The 18099-nt window shown below is 51.3% G+C and carries 13 protein-coding genes and 1 tRNA gene; 10 read left to right on the forward strand and 4 right to left on the reverse strand.

Annotated features, from left to right (window positions below; genetic code table 11):
• Positions 1-31: 31 nt before the first annotated feature.
• Genes KQY15_RS15335 through KQY15_RS15360 form a run of 6 tightly spaced genes read left to right on the forward strand, consistent with a single transcriptional unit; the run spans position 32 to position 9212 of the window.
• Complete coding sequence (locus KQY15_RS15335; protein WP_217670721.1) at positions 32-604, forward strand: Maf family protein; 573 nt, start codon at positions 32-34, stop codon at positions 602-604.
• The gene (rng, locus tag KQY15_RS15340) at positions 601-2067 is read left to right on the forward strand and encodes a ribonuclease G (protein WP_217670723.1); all 1467 of its coding nucleotides are present in this window, start codon (positions 601-603) and stop codon (positions 2065-2067) included. The genes KQY15_RS15335 and rng overlap by 4 nt, the downstream gene beginning before the upstream one ends.
• Positions 2067-5924, forward strand: coding sequence for a YhdP family protein (locus KQY15_RS15345; protein ID WP_217670725.1), 3858 nt, complete (start codon positions 2067-2069; stop codon positions 5922-5924). The genes rng and KQY15_RS15345 overlap by 1 nt, the downstream gene beginning before the upstream one ends.
• On the forward strand, positions 5914-6747 hold the full coding sequence (locus KQY15_RS15350) for a carbon-nitrogen hydrolase family protein (protein WP_217670727.1): 834 nt from the start codon (positions 5914-5916) through the stop codon (positions 6745-6747). The genes KQY15_RS15345 and KQY15_RS15350 overlap by 11 nt, the downstream gene beginning before the upstream one ends.
• Complete coding sequence (gene tldD, locus KQY15_RS15355; RefSeq protein WP_217670729.1) at positions 6747-8186, forward strand: metalloprotease TldD; 1440 nt, start codon at positions 6747-6749, stop codon at positions 8184-8186. The genes KQY15_RS15350 and tldD overlap by 1 nt, the downstream gene beginning before the upstream one ends.
• Positions 8187-8216: 30 nt before the next feature.
• Complete coding sequence (locus tag KQY15_RS15360; RefSeq protein ID WP_217670731.1) at positions 8217-9212, forward strand: branched-chain amino acid aminotransferase; 996 nt, start codon at positions 8217-8219, stop codon at positions 9210-9212.
• A 90-nt stretch (positions 9213-9302) separates the two neighbouring features.
• Here KQY15_RS15360 and yjgA read toward each other — a convergent pair whose 3' ends face one another.
• Positions 9303-9842 carry a ribosome biogenesis factor YjgA gene (gene yjgA / locus KQY15_RS15365; protein WP_217670733.1) on the reverse strand — a complete coding sequence of 180 codons (540 nt, stop codon included), beginning with the start codon at positions 9840-9842 and terminating at the stop codon, positions 9303-9305.
• 183 nt (positions 9843-10025) lie between these two features.
• Between yjgA and pmbA the strand changes: the two genes are divergently transcribed.
• On the forward strand, positions 10026-11372 hold the full coding sequence (gene pmbA / locus KQY15_RS15370; RefSeq protein WP_217670735.1) for a metalloprotease PmbA: 1347 nt from the start codon (positions 10026-10028) through the stop codon (positions 11370-11372).
• Positions 11373-11552: 180 nt separating this feature from the next.
• Here the strand turns inward: pmbA and KQY15_RS15375 are convergent, their stop codons facing one another.
• Both KQY15_RS15375 and KQY15_RS15380 read right to left on the reverse strand, forming a co-directional pair.
• Entirely contained in the window at positions 11553-13736 is a 2184-nt protein-coding gene (locus KQY15_RS15375; protein WP_217670737.1) for a M3 family metallopeptidase, read from the reverse strand.
• A gap of 168 nt (positions 13737-13904) precedes the next feature.
• The gene (locus KQY15_RS15380) at positions 13905-15824 is read right to left on the reverse strand and encodes an ATP-binding protein (protein ID WP_217670739.1); all 1920 of its coding nucleotides are present in this window, start codon (positions 15822-15824) and stop codon (positions 13905-13907) included.
• A 160-nt stretch (positions 15825-15984) separates the two neighbouring features.
• On the opposite strand from KQY15_RS15380, the gene KQY15_RS15385 reads away from it, so the two are divergent.
• The 3 genes from KQY15_RS15385 to KQY15_RS15395 all read left to right on the forward strand — a co-directional run bounded on the left by KQY15_RS15385 (position 15985) and on the right by KQY15_RS15395 (position 17106).
• A tRNA-Arg gene (locus KQY15_RS15385) sits at positions 15985-16061 on the forward strand.
• Positions 16062-16360: 299 nt separating this feature from the next.
• On the forward strand, positions 16361-16618 hold the full coding sequence (locus KQY15_RS15390) for an AlpA family transcriptional regulator (protein ID WP_217670741.1): 258 nt from the start codon (positions 16361-16363) through the stop codon (positions 16616-16618).
• 152 nt (positions 16619-16770) lie between these two features.
• Entirely contained in the window at positions 16771-17106 is a 336-nt protein-coding gene (locus tag KQY15_RS15395) for a LytR/AlgR family response regulator transcription factor (RefSeq protein WP_217670743.1), read from the forward strand.
• A 117-nt stretch (positions 17107-17223) separates the two neighbouring features.
• Here KQY15_RS15395 and KQY15_RS15400 read toward each other — a convergent pair whose 3' ends face one another.
• The gene (locus tag KQY15_RS15400; protein ID WP_217670745.1) at positions 17224-17748 is read right to left on the reverse strand and encodes a MarR family winged helix-turn-helix transcriptional regulator; all 525 of its coding nucleotides are present in this window, start codon (positions 17746-17748) and stop codon (positions 17224-17226) included.
• Positions 17749-18099 lie beyond the last annotated feature (351 nt).

An 18099-nucleotide genomic window follows, 5' to 3' on the forward strand; every position in this document is an offset into this window, starting at 1 on the left:
TAACGTATTAACACGACAAAGATCCAACAACATGTATCCAGAAATTGCACTAGCTTCTGCTTCACCCCGGCGTCGTGAATTGCTGCAACAGATAGCCGTACCTTTTTCTCTGGTACAGGTTGATGTTGATGAAAGCCTGCATGATGGCGAAAGCCCTGTCGCTTATGTTAGCCGGCTGGCCCGTGCTAAAGCGCAGGCCGGCGCTGATCAAATCCACTTTGCGCTACCGGTGCTCGGTGCTGATACTATAGTGGTGGTTGACCAGCATATTTTAGGTAAGCCTGCCGATGAGGCGGATTTCAGCCGGATGATGCAATTGTTGTCTGGCCGTTGTCATCAGGTGTTGACAGCCGTGGCGCTGATTGGCCGTCACAATAGTGCCAGCTGCTGCGTTACTACTGACGTGAGTTTCCGGCAGCTGACTGCCGCAGATATTGCCGCTTACTGGCAAACTGGCGAGCCTCGGGACAAAGCCGGTGGTTATGGCATTCAGGGCCAGGGCGGTCGGTTTGTCAGCCATATTAGTGGCAGCTACAGTGCTGTGGTCGGTTTACCACTGTGCGAAACCGATCTTTTACTACGTAACTGGCAGGAGCAGGCATGAGTGCAGAACTACTGTTAAACGTTACGCCGACAGAAACCCGGGTGGCTCTGATTGAAAACGGTGTGCTGCAGGAGTTACATATAGAGCGCCAGGCCAAACTGGGGCTGGTTGGCAACATTTATGTGGGCAAAGTCAGCCGGGTATTGCCTGGCATGCAGGCAGCCTTTGTTGATATCGGCCTGGATAAAGCCGCTTTTTTGCATGCTTCTGATATTGTCCAGCATAACGAGAGTAACGAGCAGGACACCAAACCTGCCGTCAGCAAAGACATCCGGGTGCTGGTGCGTGAAGGTCAGCATCTGCTGGTACAGGTAGTGAAAGATCCACTGGGTACCAAAGGCGCCCGTTTAACCACCGATATTACCCTGCCGTCCCGTTATCTGGTATTTATGCCCGACTCCAATCATGTTGGCGTGTCGCAACGGCTGGAAACAGAAGCCGAGCGCAAACGGCTGAAAGATATTGTCACGGACTGCCTGGATGACAGCGGCGGCTTTATTGTCCGCACTGCGGCTGAAGGCGCCGGCAGCGATGAGTTGGTGCAGGACGCGAAGTTTTTAAAAAAGCTGTGGAGCAAAATTGTTAAACGCAAACAGAAAACCCGCAAAGAAGGCGTAGTGTATGAAGATTTAACCCTGTGCTACCGGATCCTGCGTGACTTTGTTGGCAGCGAGCTGGAGCGGGTGCGGATTGACTCTAAAATTACTTACCAGCAGCTCACTGCATTTTGTGAAGAATTTATGCCCCATATCTCGCCATTGCTGGAGTATTATCCCGGTGAGCGGCCTATTTTCGATATGTTTGATGTTGAAAACGAAATACAGCGGGCACTGGAGCGTAAAGTGCCGCTGAAAAGTGGCGGTTACCTGATCATTGATCAGACTGAAGCGATGACCACAATTGACGTTAATACCGGCGCCTTTGTCGGTCACCGCAATCTGGAAGAAACCATATTTAACACCAATACTGAAGCCACTCAGGCCATTGCCCGCCAACTACGGTTACGTAATCTGGGTGGCATCATTATTATCGACTTTATCGATATGCAAAGTACCGAGCATCAGCGGCGGGTTTATCACAGCCTGGAACTAGCGCTGTCGCGCGACCGGGCTAAAACAAACATTCATGGTTTCTCAGCACTTGGGCTGGTAGAAATGACCCGCAAACGCACGCGGGAAAGTCTGGAGCATATTCTGTGTTCGGAGTGTCCGGTATGCAAGGGCCGGGGTAGCTTAAAAACGGTTGAAACCGTCTGTTTTGAAATTCTGCGGGAAATTGTCCGGGTAAACCGGGCTTATGCTGCCGATAAATTTGCGGTGTATGTGTCGCCGGTGGTTAAAGATGCGCTAACCACTGATGAATTTCATAGCCTGGCAGAGTTGCAGGTATTTATTGGCAAGCAAATAACCATCTACGGTGAGCCGATGTATACGCAGGAGCAATTTGATGTGGTGATGATGTAGTGCAAAAAGCAACCCGGGTCTGCTTTTATTGTTTACACAAACTCTGGCTGTTACTGGCCATAGGCCTGGTGCTGCTTGCAACCCTGGTATCCATTTTACGGCTGGCACTGCCTTATGCCGACAGTTATAAACATCACCTGGAGCAGCTGCTGGCCGGCCAGCTCGGTACCCAGGTACAGATAGCAGAAGTCAGTGCCGGTTGGCAAAAGTTTGGCCCGGCCATGGTATTGCACCAGATGCAACTGGGCGGCGCGGGGCAGGGGGGCCAGCTTTCGATCAGTCAAACCCGGGTCCACTTTGATTTCTGGCAAAGTTTGCGCAATCTGCAGTTGCGGGCTGAACATTTCGAGCTCAGAGGCCTGCGCTATACCATTGACAGCAACAGCTTACTTAACCGGCCGCAAACCGACTTGCCACTTGATACTGCCCCTGTTATCAGCGCGCTGGAGCAACTATTCTTTCGCCAGCTAAATCATTTTACCTTACTCGACAGCGAACTGGTGTTAACGGCAGCGGGCAGCGACGATATTGTGATTGCCGTCCAAAAGCTGGACTGGCGTAATCAAGGCGAACGGCATCAGGGCATTGGTGAACTGGCGGTTGCTGATATTACCGGCAATACCCTTACATTCATTATCGATCTCTACGGGCCGACGTTAGATAAGGCTTTTGGTCAGATATTTCTGGAAAGCCGCAAACTGGATATTTTACCCTGGTTTGAACAGTCGTTGCCGGCAACCGGCCGCCTGGATCAGGCCGATATCAATTTTCAGGCCTGGGGTCGGGTTGATCAGGGTGAATTACAGCGCTTTCAGATTGAACTGGCTGACAACAGCTTAAGCTGGCAACGCGAAGAGCAGGCTCATCAGCTGAAGCTGGGGCCGGGGCAGCTATTGTGGTATCCAATCGCTGATGGCTGGTCATTGTATTCAGGGCCTTTAGTGATGTCTGACGGTCAGGCCAGCTGGCCGGATCTTACCGTGCAACTGCACCGCAACGCTGCCGGCTGGCATGGTCAGTTGCAACAGTTAAAGCTGGATGCGCTGGCGCCGCTCAGTCAGTTACTCAGTGATGAAGTTCCGCAATTAGCCAGGCTGACCACTACTCAGTTACAGGGCGACCTGACACAGGCGCAGTGGCAGTTTCAAAGCGCCGATAACTGGCAACTTCAGGGGGAGCTGGCTGGTTTAAGCAAAACCAGCAGCAGCGATATGCCAGGCTTAGCCAATCTTAATGGCCAGTTCTGGGCGGCGGCCAATGCCGCAGGGCTAACTCTTAATGGTCAGCACAGTGAACTGCAGTGGGCCAGCATGTTTACCGACCCTATTGCCTATCAGCAGTTACAGCTTTCTTTGCTGGCGCGGAAAAATGGCGCCGGGGTATGGCAAATTCAACTACCCGCCGTGCAGCTTACAGCAGATGATTTCAAGCTGACGGCCAGCATGCAATGGAGCCTGCAACCGCAACCCGAGCTGAGTTTATTCGCCACCCTTAGTGACGCCGATGCCAGTAACACCAGCCGCTATTTGCCACTGCGTTATCTGCCTGAAAAAACCCGTGAATACCTCAGTGGCGCTATTATTGATGGCAAGCTGCAACAGGCCAGTGTGCTGTGGCAGGGGGCCCCGGCTGACTATCCGTTTGCCGGTGGCCAGGGAATATTTCAGGTTGAGGCAAAGGTGAGCGATGCCCGGTTTGTATTTAATCCCGACTGGCCAGCCCTGGAGCAACTGCAAAGCCGCTTATGGTTTGAAAACGCTGCCATGAAAATCAGCACTGATAGTGCGACTATAGGCGGTATTGCGTTAAGTGGCGGTGTTACCGCTGAAATTGCTGATTTACTTGATGCAGAGTACCTGACAATCGACATTAACAGTGCATTAGAGCTAACCCAGGCCAGTGGGCTGATTGGTGCCTCACCGCTACGCGACAACTTAGGTAAGGTACTGCAACAGCTGGCACCCTCTGGCCCGGCTTTGGCTGACATTGTACTGCAAGTTGGGTTACGTGAGCCTTCGGTGCAGGCCAGTGGTAACGTTAGCCTCAATAAAGTAAGCCTTAATTTAATGGCGCCACAGCTGGCCATCCGTCAGTTAAGTGGCCGGGTTGCTTTTCGTGACAGTGAGATAACTGCCGACGATCTTACGTTCAACTGGCGCGGCTTGCCGGTTAGCGCCAGTTTAAGTGGGCAGCAACAGAATGAGCAGTACCTGTTTAATCTTAACGCCAACGCTACCAATGGCAGTAGCAACGTGGTTAATGCATTGTGGCCGTCAGCCGCTGCCCTGGCCAGTGGCGATCTCTCCTGGCAACTTGGCCTGGCATTGCAACTGCAGGACGATGATTTCAGTTACAGCTCAGCGCTCAGTGCTGATTTAACCAACACAGCCCTGCAGCTGCCGGAGCCATACCAGAAAACGGCCGCAAGTGCAGCAAAACTGCAACTGCAGGCTGAAGGGGGCAGTGAGCAGGGGCTGCTAACGTTGAACTATGCTGACCAGCTGTATTTTACTGCAGAACTGGACCACAGCAGCGGCCGGCTGCAGCGGGCAAACCTGAGCCTGGGCCCGGAAAATGCGGGGATCAATGGCCCGAATTTTACTGTGGACATCGATATCGACCGTGCCGCGTTTTTGCCCTGGCAGCAACTGCTGAACGAGCAGTTGTTCAGTGACAACCTAAACGAGAGCGCGCTTATGCCGCCGCTAAGCCGGGTACGCGGCCGGGTTGGCAAGTTGGATCTGGCTGGCACCGCCGCCTTAACCAATACGGTATTTGAGCTTGAGCCGGCAGCCGAAAGCTGGCATCTGCGTTTACACGGCACTGAAATCGCCAGTCGCTGGAATTTTAGTCGCAACTGGCAACAGCAGGGGCTGCAGGTTGAAATAGATTATTTGCACTTGCCGCTGCAGCAGCAGACTGGCAATACTGCACAGCAACATATGTTGCCGCAGCTGCAGGCAGAGTTGCTGACCATGGCACCGCTTAGTGTTAACTGCCGCGACTGCTCTGTCGGCAGCTATCGGTTTGGTAAGCTGGAACTCGCGGCACGGGGCCAGGGTGATCACTGGCAGCTAAGCAGATTTGACAGCCGGTATAAGAATAATCAGCTGACAATGCAGGGTAACTGGGTTCCCGATCAGCAACTTGGGGTAACAGAGCTTAGTGGTCGCTTTCAAAGTCCGGATCTGGGCTCTCTGGTAAACGAATTCCAGCTGACCAGCGGCATCAGCGGCAGCCGGGCCGATATTAATTTTGCGCTGAACTGGCCGGCCGCGCCAACTCAGTTTGAGCTGGCAAAGCTTAACGGTCAGCTCCAGTTTAATCTGGGTGAAGGGGCGTTAACTGAAGTCAGTGATCAGGGCGCGCGGCTGTTTTCTATTTTCAGCCTCGACTCGCTGGTACGTAAGTTACGGCTGGATTTTCGGGATGTATTTTCCAAAGGTTTCTTCTATAACAAAATGGCCGGCACATTGGCAATTCATCAGGGGGTGGTGCAAACCAGTGATACCAGCATAGATGGGGTGCCGGGCAATCTGGCCATTCAGGGCTATGCTGATTTAGTCTCTGAACAGCTGGACTACCAAATGTCGTTTTCACCTAAAGTGACCTCCAGCTTGCCGGTAATTATTGCCTGGATGGTTAACCCGGCCACTGGCCTGGCTGCACTGGCGCTGGACGAGGTATTCCAGTCAGCTGAAGTGATCTCACGGATTAACTTTACCGTTACCGGTACTTTCGGCCAGCCTGTGGTAACTGAAGTTAACCGGCACAGTACCGAAGTGCCGGTGCCAGTGCGCATCGCCCGGCCTGAAGCCGTTATCAATGACGAGGAGCAGCAACCCCGTGGCAACTAACTGGCGGTTATCGGCAATTCAGCTTACCAGTGGCCCCGAGCCGGCGGCGAACCTGGCTGCGGTCAGGCAACACTTGCAGCAATTACCGCAGGCAGAGCAGCACCTGGTGTTGCTGCCTGAATGCTTTGCTGTTTTTGGTGGTGGTGACAAGCTGCAGCTGGCCCATCAGGCAGCCATTGGTGAGGGCGCTATTCAGCGGGCATGCGCCCAACTGGCACGCCAGTTTTCGGTGTATCTGGTTGCCGGCAGCCAACCGACCACCACCGCAGATCCAAACCGTTTTGCGGCAAGTTGTCTGGTGTACAGCCCGCAAGGTGAGTTACTTGCCGATTATCAGAAACTGCATTTGTTTGATGTTAACGTGGCCGACAGTACCGGAAGTTATCGTGAATCGGCCACAACCCTGGCGGGACAAAAGATCAGTTTATGTCAGTTACCCGGCCTGAAACTGGGGCTGAGTATATGCTATGATGTGCGCTTTCCCGGCTTAATGCAGGCGTTGGCAGTGCAGGGCATGCAGCTACTGACGGTGCCATCGGCGTTTACCCGGCCCACCGGGGGCGCCCACTGGCATACGCTGCTAAAAGCCCGGGCGATAGAAAACCAGTGCTTTGTGCTGGCGGCTAATCAAACCGGCGTGCATGCTAATGGCCGTGAAACCTTTGGCCATAGCCTGATTATTGATCCCTGGGGTGAAGTGCTCGCTGACGCAGGTACAGACCCGGGTTGGGTCTCAGCGCTGGTCGATCTGAACCAATGCCGGCAACTGGGCCAGAAAATGCCGGTCCACCAGCATAATCGTTTTAACAGTGAGCTGAAATAATGAATGCAGTTGAACAGAATTTAATTACCGCCTCCGATCTCAGCATGGCAGATCTGGAGCACAGTCTTGGCTACTTATTTGGCCATCAGCTCGACTATGCCGATTTATATTTTCAATCCAGTGTGCATGAATCCTGGGTGCTGGAAGATGGCCTGGTAAAAGACGGTTCCTTTAATATCGAGCGCGGTGTCGGGGTGCGGGCCATCAGCGGTGAGAAAACCGGTTTTGCCTATGCAGACACTATTAGCGCTGCGGCGTTGCAGCAGGCTGCAGGCGCAGCACGCGGTATTGCCAGCCATGGCCAGCAGGGCCGGGTAAAGGCCTTTAGCAGAAGCGGCAACAGCAATATTTATCTGCCCTGTGAGCCACTGCAAAGCCTGAGCAATACCGAAAAAGTGGCATTGTTAAACCAGATTGAAGCCTTTATCCGCACGCTGGACAACCGGGCCGAGCAGGTAATGGTCAGCTTATCCGGCGTATATGAAGAAGTATTGGTAGCCGCCAGCGATGGTACCTTTGCGACTGATATCCGGCCACTGGTTCGGCTGAATTGTTCAGTTTTACTGGAGCAGGATGGCCGGCGTGAGCGTGGCAGTGCCGGCGGCGGTGGCCGCACCGATTATTTATATTTCAGCGAGCTGGTGAATGACCAGCCGCGCTGGCAACAGTACGCGCGCGATGCAGTAAGAATGGCCCAGATTAATTTAACCGCAATAGATGCGCCGGCAGGTACTATGCCGGTGGTGCTGGGCTCAGGCTGGCCCGGAGTATTGCTGCATGAAGCGGTAGGCCATGGCCTGGAAGGCGACTTTAACCGCAAGGGCTCGTCAACCTTCAGTGGCCGGATTGGCCAGCAGGTTGCGTCAAAGCTGTGTACTATTGTTGATGATGGCACCCTGGCCCAGCGGCGCGGCTCGCTTAATGTCGATGACGAAGGCGTGCCAAGTCAGCACAATGTGCTGATCGAAAAAGGTGTGCTGAAGGGTTATATTCAGGATAAACATAATGCCATGCTGATGGGGGTTAATCCTACCGGCAACGGCCGGCGCGAGTCTTTTGCTCATTTACCGATGCCGCGGATGACCAACACCTATATGCTGGCTGGTGAGCATGACCCTGCGGAAATTATTGCCAGCGTTAAAAAGGGCATTTATGCGCCGAATTTTGGTGGTGGCCAGGTAGACATCACCTCCGGTAAGTTTGTATTTTCGGCCTCAGAGGCCTATTTAATTGAAGACGGTAAAATCACCAGCCCGATTAAAGGCGCGACCTTAATTGGTAATGGTCCGGCTGCCATGCAGCAGGTATCGATGGTGGGCAACGATTTAGCACTGGATACCGGGGTAGGCGTTTGTGGTAAACAGGGCCAGAGCGTGCCGGTTGGTGTAGGTCAGCCAACCTTAAAACTGGACGCGATGACCGTTGGCGGCACCCAATAACTGAATAAAAATTAACAACAGGAAGCAACAATGGCTGCATTTGGTAGTGTTTTTATGCCACAGATGGCATTAACCCGTTTTGAACAGGGCGCCTGGAGCACCCCGCAAATTGTGCCGGCAGATAGTATCAGTCTGCACCCCGGTGCGCACGTATTGCATTATGCCAGTACCTGCTTTGAAGGGCTGAAAGCCTTTAAGCACAGTGATGGCTCAATTAATTTATTTCGGATGGAAAAAAACGTCGCCCGCTTAATTCAAAGCAGCGCTTTACTGTCATTACCACAGCCAGACAGTGCCACCTTAAGCCAGATGATCATTGACATTGTTAGTCAGTATGCCAGTGATGTACCGGAGCCGCCGGGTTCAATGTATATCCGGCCAACGCATATCGGTACTGAAGCTGCTATTGGCAAAGCGGCAGCGCCAACAGCCAGCTCGATGCTGTATGTGCTGTTATCGCCGGTAGGTGACTATTTTGCCGGTGGCAGCAAACCACTGCGGCTGTTGCTGGAGCAAAACGGCGCCCGCTGTGCGGCCCATATGGGTATGGTAAAAAGTGGTGGCAACTATGCCAGCGCGTTGCAGCCCATTTTAAAAGCCCGGGCCAGTGTTCAGGCCGATCAGGTACTGTTTTGCCCGGGTGGCGATGTGCAGGAAACCGGTGCGGCCAACTTCTTACTGATAGACGGCAATGAAATTATTACCAAGGCGCTGGATAGCAGCTTTCTGCATGGCGTAACCCGTGATTCAGTACTGACCCTGGCCCGTGATATGGGCATGACGGTATCTGAGCGCGAGCTGAGCGTAACAGAGTTACTGGAGCGCGCAGCCAAACCGGGTACCGAAGCGGCGTTATCAGGTACGGCGGCGGTACTAACCCCGGTTGGTACCTTAATTGCCGATGGCACTGAGCATAAAGTGGGTAGCGGAGAAGGTGGCCCGGTTACGTTGAAGCTGCGCCAGGCCTTAAATGATATACAGTGGGGCCGCGCCGAAGATAAGCATGGCTGGTTAACCCGTATCTAAGTTTTATTAAACGACAGCATTTAAAAAGCCAGCATATTGCTGGCTTTGTTTTTTGGTGAGAATGTGGGCAAACCGATGAAAGCAGAAACTTTAACCGTGCTCGCCATCCATGATTACCGGCCGGATCAACTGAAACAGCTCACGGAAGGCTTTCGGCGGCTGTTCTTTTTCCCGCTCTTTTTTCGCCTGGCGGATCAATAAGCGCAGTTGCTGTACTTCAATGTCCGGGTAAGCGGCCACAAACTCCGTTAAGGCCTCATCGTTAGTCAGCAGCTTATCGCGCCATTTTTCCACTTTATGAAACTGCTTGTCAGCGGCTTGCTTGGTATTGCGCATTACTGCCAATGCCTGTTCAATCTGCTCGACATCACGGGTCCGCATTAAGCGGCCAATAAACTGAATATGGCGGCGCAGTGCTTCGCGTTTTTTTGCCAGCTTATCGGCCAGCTCCAGCGCATCTAACAGCTCTTCATCCAGCGGCACTTTGGCCCGGGCAGCCGGGCTTAATGCCACCAGCTCTTCGCCCAGGGCTTGCAGGGCATGCATTTCACGTTTTATCTGGCTTTTGCTGATATGGTCGGGTTGTTCCAGCCATTTGCTATCGCCATATTTAAATTCGGTTTCGGTCATGGTGCTTCTTCATTTGCATCGTTAATAGCATAAGTTGGGCTTAGTATATCACTTAACATAGCCGGGTAAGTAGAACACTGCGAGTTGTCGTTAAACTAACTGCTAAAACCAGGCACTGCTGGCAGCAGCCTGGCGCAGTCTATGGTAAGCTTGGCACAAATAGCCCGATCAGCAAGAGTGAATATGCAAGCAACAGAACAAACCGTCTGGCAGGAAATTGCCGAAGTTAAAGATGCAGTCAGCGCTGTGCTGGCCCGCGCCAAAGCACTGGGCGCCAGCAGCGCCGAAGCTTCCATGAGCCGCACCCGGGGGTTAAGTGTCGAAACCCGCCATGGTGAGGTGGAAACGGTAGAGTTTAATCAGGACGGCGGCCTGGGCATCAGTGTCTATTTTGGCCAGCGCAAAGGCTCAGCGTCTACCGCTGATTTAAGCCCGCAGGCGCTGGAGAGGGCGGTTGCAGCTGCGGCCGACATCGCCCGTTATACCTCTGAAGATCCGCATGCCGGCGTGGCTGACAAAGACTGGCTGGAATTCAGCCCACCGGATTTGGATTTATTTTATCCCGACAGTATCAGCACAGAACTGGCAATCAGTTTATGTGCCGGCGCTGAAGAGGCCGCCTTTGCCACTGATAAACGCATTACCAACTCTGAGGGGGCGTCATTTTCATCACACCAGGGGTTAAAGGTATATGGTAACAGCCATGGCCAGCTGGTGGGATATCCCAGTTCGCGCCACAGTTTCAGCTGTGTAATGATTGGCGAGCAGGATGACGATATGCAACGCGACTACAGCTTTACCGTCGCCCGCCAGTACAGCAAATTGCTGGACCCGAAACAAATCGGCCGTGAAGCTGCGCTGGAAACCGTGGCTCGCTTAGGTGCCCGCCAGGTTCCTACTCAGAAAGTGCCGGTTATTTTCCGGGCCGACATTGCCAGCAGCCTGTTTGGTCATCTGGTGTCGGCCATCAGTGGCGGCAGCATTTACCGTAAATCCAGTTTTTTACTGAATAAAGTTGGCAAGCAGGTTATGGCATCTGGCATTACCATTGCCGAGCAACCGCATTTACCCCAGGCGCTGGCATCCAGCCCGTTCGATGCCGAGGGCGTTAAAACCCGCGATTTAGCGGTAATTGAAGGCGGCGTACTAAATACCTACTTAACTACCAGCTATTCTGCCCGCAAACTGGGCATGGCCAGTACCGGCCACGCTGGTGGTATTCATAACTGGCTGATTAGCCATGGCAATGATGATTTGGCCGCCTTATGCCGGCAAATGGGTAAAGGCCTGTTGGTAACCGAGCTGATGGGCCAGGGTGTTAATACCGTAACCGGCGATTACTCGCGCGGGGCCAGCGGCTTCTGGGTCGAGCATGGCGAAATTCAGTTTCCGGTGGCAGAAGTCACGATTGCCGGCAATCTGGCCGACATGTTTCTGAATATTGCAGCAGTAGGCAATGATGTTGACCGGCGGGGCGGGGTGCTGACCGGCTCGGTGTTAATCAGCCAGATGCAGGTGGCCGGCAGTTAACATCCGCCAGAACAGCAAAAACAAAGCCCGGTTATATAAACCGGGCTTTTTTTGTCTGAGCTTAAGTGAGAATCGACTTGCTTTAAGTCAACCGTTGCAGGCCTGGATGGCCGAATCGAGCCCCCAGGGATGAGTTCACGGCGTGTTGACGTAAGCAAATCGGTTCGTCAAATTGCATCTTTAATCTACTTTGGTTTTTAAGCCACGGCGGATTAACAAGGCCTCGGTAGTGGGCTCCTGGCCACGGAACGCTTTGTACGATTCCATAGTAGGGCGTGAGTTACCTACTTCCAGAATATTTTTCCGGTAGTGATCACCGTTTTCGCGGGTTAAACCACCACGCGATTGCACATAGGCAAATGCATCAGCGGCCAGAATTTCGCTCCACATATAGGCATAGTAACCGGCTGAATAGCCGCCACCCATTGAGTGGGAGAAAAATGGTGATTTATAACGTGGTGGTACCGCAGGTAAGTCAACACCATGCTTTTTCAATGCTGCTGCTTCAAAGGTATTCACATCCTGCAGCGGCTTATCAGCTGACAGTGAATGCCACTCCATATCTAACAATGCTGCTGACATATACTCTAAGGTGTCGTAACCCTGGTTAAAGCTGCGTGAGCGCAGAACTTTGTCCAGCAATTCTTTTGGAATCGGCTCACCGGTTTCATAATGTTTGGCATAGTTAGCTAACACTTCCGGATGTTGGGCCCAGTCTTCTTCAAAGGTTGACGGAAATTCAACAAAGTCACGCGATACTGCAGTACCGGCTAAAGTTGGGTATTTCACGTTAGAGAACATACCGTGAATACCATGGCCCAATTCATGGAAAATGGTGGTGGTATGGTCATAGCTAATCAGTGTCGGGTTACCTTCGGGCGCTCTTGGAATATTCATTACATTCACCACAACCGGCTTGGTGCCCAGCAGATGTGACTGGCCAACAAAGGAGCTCATCCAGGCGCCACCACGTTTGCCTTCACGGGCAAAGTAATCGGCATAAAAAATCGCCAGGCTGCTGCCGTCTGCGTCAAATACTTCATAAGCTTTCACGTCCGGGTGGTATACCGGTAAATCCGGCCGTGGCTCAAACCGAATGCCGTAAAACCGGTTCAGGGTGTAAAACACACCATCTTCCAGTACCCGGTTAAACTCGAAGTATTGTTTTACTTCGTTTTCGTCTAAATCGTACTTGGCCTGACGTACCAGCTCGGCATAGTATTCCCAGTCCCATGGCTGAGCTTCAAAGTCGCCGCCCTTTTGCTTGATCATGGCATTGATGTCAGCCAGCTCTTTTTTAGTGTTTTCCACCACGGCTGGTACCATACTGCCCAGCATATCAAATACCGCTTCCGGCGTTTTCGCCATTTGCGCTTCCAGGCCGTAAGTAGCCCAGTTCGGGTAGCCCAGCAGTTTTGCCCGCTCAGCCCGCAGCTGCGCTAAACGCGCAACCAATGGGGTATTGTCGTAATCACCGCTCTGGCCGCGGTAGGCAGACGCTTCCCAAACCCGTTTGCGCAGTTCACGGTTATCCAGCTGGCTTAATACTGGCTGACGCGTGGTATTGGTAATGCTCAGCAGGTATTTACCGTCATGGCCGGCCGCTTTTGCTGCATTGGCAGCCGCGGTGATCTGAGCGTCAGTTAAACCGGCCAGTTCTTCTTTGGTTTCAACCACTACCGCGATGTTTTTAGTTTCAGCCAGCAGGTTCTGTGAGAACTTGGTGGTCAGCTTTGAGTGCTCTTCGTTCAGGGCGCGGATAGCGGTTTTCTGCTCTTCAGTCAGCTCAGCACCAGCGCGAACGAAACGGTCGTAATACACTTCAGCCAGCCGGATGCTTTCAGCGTCCAGCTCCAGATTGTTACGGTTATCATAAATGGTTTTTACCCGGGCAAATAAGGCCGGATTCAGGCTGATGTTATCAGAATGGGCAGCCATTTTTGGTGCCAGTTCAGACTGAATTTTACGACGTTGCTCGTTACTGTCGGTACCGGTCAGGTTGTAAAAGACCCGGGCTACCCGGTTTAACATTTCACCGCTTTTTTCCATTGCCACTAAAGTGTTTTCAAAGGTTGCCGGCTCGGGATTGTTGGCAATGGCTTCAATTTCAGCCATGTTCAGCTTCATGCCTTCCTCAAAGGCCGGCAAAAAGTGTTCGTCTTTAATAACAGTAAAATCCGGCGCCTGGTACTGCAGGCTGCTTGGCTGGAAAAATGGGTTAGTGCTGGTCACTTCGGTATTCTCAACGGCTGAAGAGCTGGTTTCTGCCTGTGCTGGGGTAGTCTGGGCAGGGGCGGTATTGTCTGAGCAGGCGCTCAAGGCAAAAATGGCACCCATCGCTGTAGCGAGTAATGTTTTGCGCATTGTTATGTCTCCGTGGCGTGGTTGCGGCTCTGGCCGCTAGTCATTATTATCAGCTGCACCGTTTAAGGTCAGCTGTAGCTGAGGTAGTATGCCAAAACTGGCAGTTAAATGCTGATCTTTGCAGCCAATGGTAAGCAAATTAAGACAAAAGCCGGCTAAGTGCAACTTTTAGCCCGGTTGAGTGGGCGCCGCAGGCAGTTCAAAGTAAAAACAGCTGCCCTGAGGGTAGCGCTGATAGCCTATCTGGCCATCCATCTGTTCAATTAATGCTTTACTTATTGCCAGCCCTAAACCGGTGCCGCTGTGCTGCCGGGTATCCTGACTATCGGCCTGAGCAAAGCGCTGAAACAGCTGCGGTAAAAACTCGCTGCTGACGCCTTTCCCCTGATCAATAAAACTTACCCGGATCATGTCGTTATGCTCTGTCAGTTTAATTTCAACCATGCTGTCGGCAGGTGAGAATTTAACCGCATTGGCCAGTAAATTCAGGCATACCTGGCTTAAACGGATTTTATCAGCCAGCAGCAGATAAGGTTTGTTTTGGTCGTAGTCAATAACCAGCTGCTGTTTATGCTGCATGGCAGAAATCTGGGTAATGCTTTGCTGCAGCAGCGGAATAGCGGCCACTGGTTTGATATCAAACTGCATTTTGCCGCTGGCCAACCGCTCGGTGTCCAGTAAATCGTTAATAAGCTGATTCAGCTGGCCACAACTATTGTGGGCCATGGTCAGCATTTTCTGGGCCGGGCGGTTTAAGTCGCCCAGCGCCCCGCCAATCGCTAAACCCAAAGCGCCATTGATCGCGGTAAGCGGGGTACGCAATTCATGGCTTACTGTAGCTACAAACTCATTCTTTAGTTTTTCGGTACGCTTACGTCCGGTAATGTCACGGATAAGCAGCAGCTGATGATGCTGGTTAGCCGATTGCAGCTGGCTGCGTGACAAGGCCAGATCAAACTGACTGCTGTCCTGGCGCATGCCCATGCCTTCAAACTCCTGCTCCGGCTGTGAGGTGGCACTGTAAATTGTTTCAATACTCTCAGGTGTAGCCAGCAACATTGACCAGTGCAGACCCTTTAAACTATCACGTGGGTAGCCAAATAACCGGTAACACGACAGGTTGGCGTCTTCAATAATGCCTTCTTCATTGGTTACAATAATGGCATCAAGCACGTTGTCGGTTACCGCCCGTAAATAGCTTTCACTATGACTCAGTTCGCTGGCGGTAAAGCGCAGCTGCTGGCGTGAGTAAAACAACCAGCTTAATAAAACCAGCAGGCAGAAGGTGGCGAAATACAGGCCGCTTCGCAATAAAAGGCTGCGATCCGCTGCCGGATCGGTAGACCTTATCGCCATTTGCCAGTTGGCCCCCCGTATGGCCAGGTTCAGCAGCAGGCTGTCATCATAAAATAAACCTGGCTCACCAAAAAAGGTGTTGCCATATTCTGGATTGCCAGGCTCTTTGGCACGCAGCGCTATCATTACATTCTGCTCTGCAGCACTGGCAGCCAGCAGTGACCAGATGGTTTCAATATTGACAACGGTGCTGATAATCCCCCAGTAGCTATCGTCCGGGATAAACAGCGGTAACCGATAAATAAACGCCCGGCCACCCTGCACTAAGCGCACCGGCCCTACCAGCCGTGCCTGGCCGCTGCGGATAATATCTTCCACAACCGGCCATTGGTCGGGTAGGTCAGGGTAGTATAAATTTAACGCCCGCTCATTGCCCGCCAGCGGATATATGTATTGCAGCCGGCTACCCGGTGCTACCCCAATGTTGCGGATATGTTTGGCCTGTTGCACCAGGCCGGGCAGTAAAATATCCAGTTCAGCCTTGTCTACCTTGCCACCACTGGCTTTAACATAAGAGGCCAGGCCAACAGTTAAATACAATGGAATATTCAGCTCCGACTCCAGCATGGCCTTAAGCTGTCCGGCACTGGCTACTTCATGCCGAAGTTGCTGACTACGGGTAAGTTGTTGCTCGTGCTTTATAAATGTCTCGGTGGCCAGAATTGCCACACCGGCCAGAATAAGTAACGTTAACCAGTGCCAATAGCGCAGTGCGCTAAAAAAACCAACCATTAAAAAGGTTCCTTAATCACCATAAAGCTACTCTAGCCTGTCACTGCTGACTGCGCAATCACAGCTTATTAAACTGTTTGCCTAAAAAACGCACTGTCAGGGAATAGACTTACCGGTAAAGCCTGTCTATAATGCGCGCTCGCACCAAAGTGCGAAGGTTGCACCCGTAGCTCAGCTGGATAGAGCGCTGCCCTCCGGAGGCAGAGGTCTCAGGTTCGAATCCTGACGGGTGCGCCAAAACAACAAACCGCCATTTCGGCGGTTTTTTGTTTTTGCACCCTGTCTGATGAGAACCTGTTGTTCGACAAAACGGCAGGAAGGCCGTTTTGGACGTTGTTTTAGCAACGCCCGTAGGGCGAGGTACAGGAGGTACCGAGTCAATCCTGACGGGTGCGCCAAAACAATCAACCACTTAAGCGAAAGCTAGGTGGTTTTTTTGTTTAATGTGCCACGATTGTGCCAAGGTTGTGCCAACCTAAGAAAATCATTCCAGAATAAACTCCTGAATCTGACCTTTGCTCTATTGGCGAGTGCTTATGAAACTGATCAAATTTAAAGACGTAATGCTGCAAACCACTTTAGGCCGAACCACTATATACAAATACATAACTGAGGGGACCTTCCCTAGGCCAATTAAGCTAGGTGGTAGAGTAGTCGCTTGGGTAGAAAGTGAAGTGCAGGAGTGGATCCAGCAAAAGATTAAACAACCCCCAAATTGGGAGGAACAAGAAAGAGCATTAGAGAGGAACACTAACTATGGTTTTACCACGATTGAAATTCACTCATCAATGTAATGGTTTTTAAAATCGGAGGAAAGGCTCTTCAGAAGAGGCGTTATGTCATATAAAGTTACTCATATACAATTTGTAACAAGTCTTACAATTTTTGAGCTTGATATAATTAGCTGCCTAACTAAAATCATGAGAAAAATGTTGGGGTGCTAAATATGACGATACAACATCTCGCTATTAAGTCTATCGGACGGATTCAAATTGTTCCTGTGGGATCAATCATTTTTATAAAGGGGGCAAACAATTACCTCGAAGTTCACACTGACAAAGGAATCTTTTTGCATAGGGAGGCGCTACAAGCGCTTTGCGAAAAACTTGACCAAAGTAAATTTGTCCGTGTTCATCGCTCTGCCCTTATTAATATAAATCATCTGAAAGAAATTAACAGTGAGTTGGGCAGGTACTCTGTCGCTCAACTCACTAATGGTGAGGAGCTTAAAATAGGCTCCGCGTATAAAGATGAGCTTTTTACACGTTTGGGTATTCAATGAGGCTATTGACAACATCCCTCGCTAATTTCATCCCTAAGTTGCCAATGTCTGATTAATGTAAGGTATGTTTGTTGATGAAGTGATCTTATGTATCAGGCCTCCCATGAACATTGCCTGCTACATATCACTTTGCTTAGGCTCCTTTTTGAAGGAGCCTTCTTTTTCGTAATAGTGCAATACCCGATCAAATACAGAGCGCCGGGAAATCGCTTCATCTAACATATCCAGATGTTTGAGTATACCTTCTGACTCCTTATCAAGATCGTAAGCTACCTTTTCAAAGGCATCCCATACAGACTTCAGGTCATCAACCATTTTCCTTCCATGTGGGGTTAAAAAAACCACCCGACGCCGTCCATCATCGGTATCCTTTCTGAATTCGATTAGCCCGCTGCTCTCCAGAGACTTTAAAGCCTGGCTTACAGTGGGAAGTGACAAATTAACCCCCTCTGCTATTTGTTTAACACCAAGAGGGCCGTAAGTATCTAAAAGTGTTAACGGTTGAAACCAGTGCGGGTTTAAATCATCGAAGCCCAGTGTTTTGTATGTTTTCCGGGAGCTTGCATGCAGTTTCTCCAATATGCTTCGCATTCGACTCACAATTGACTTTCTTTTTTGAGTTACAGTTTGTCGCGTTTGCATTATGTTTCCTGATTACTGGAGAGCCGCAGCGTTAACAATAGGCATATAGGTCAGTCAGTGGAGCAGTGAATATCGGTGACTAAACCGCATCACTTTATATAATTTATGCCCTGTGAGCAATTTTTTGCTATTGAGAAAGCGAAAGGTGTGACTGAAAACACAGATCGTCGGTTTTGTACCAACCACTAAACAGGTAGCTAAACGTTCAGTGATTATATTGGATTAAATTATCTACGAGACGTGTCACACATGATAATAGTTTCGCCGCATTAAGTATTGGACCAAGCTTGTCGCCAAACGGTTCGCTGTCTGGAGCTGGGGTATCCAAGTGGTGTGGGCATTTGAGAGCTT

The organism is Arsukibacterium indicum, assembly GCF_019100565.1.
Lineage (GTDB): Bacteria > Pseudomonadota > Gammaproteobacteria > Enterobacterales > Alteromonadaceae > Alishewanella > Alishewanella indicum.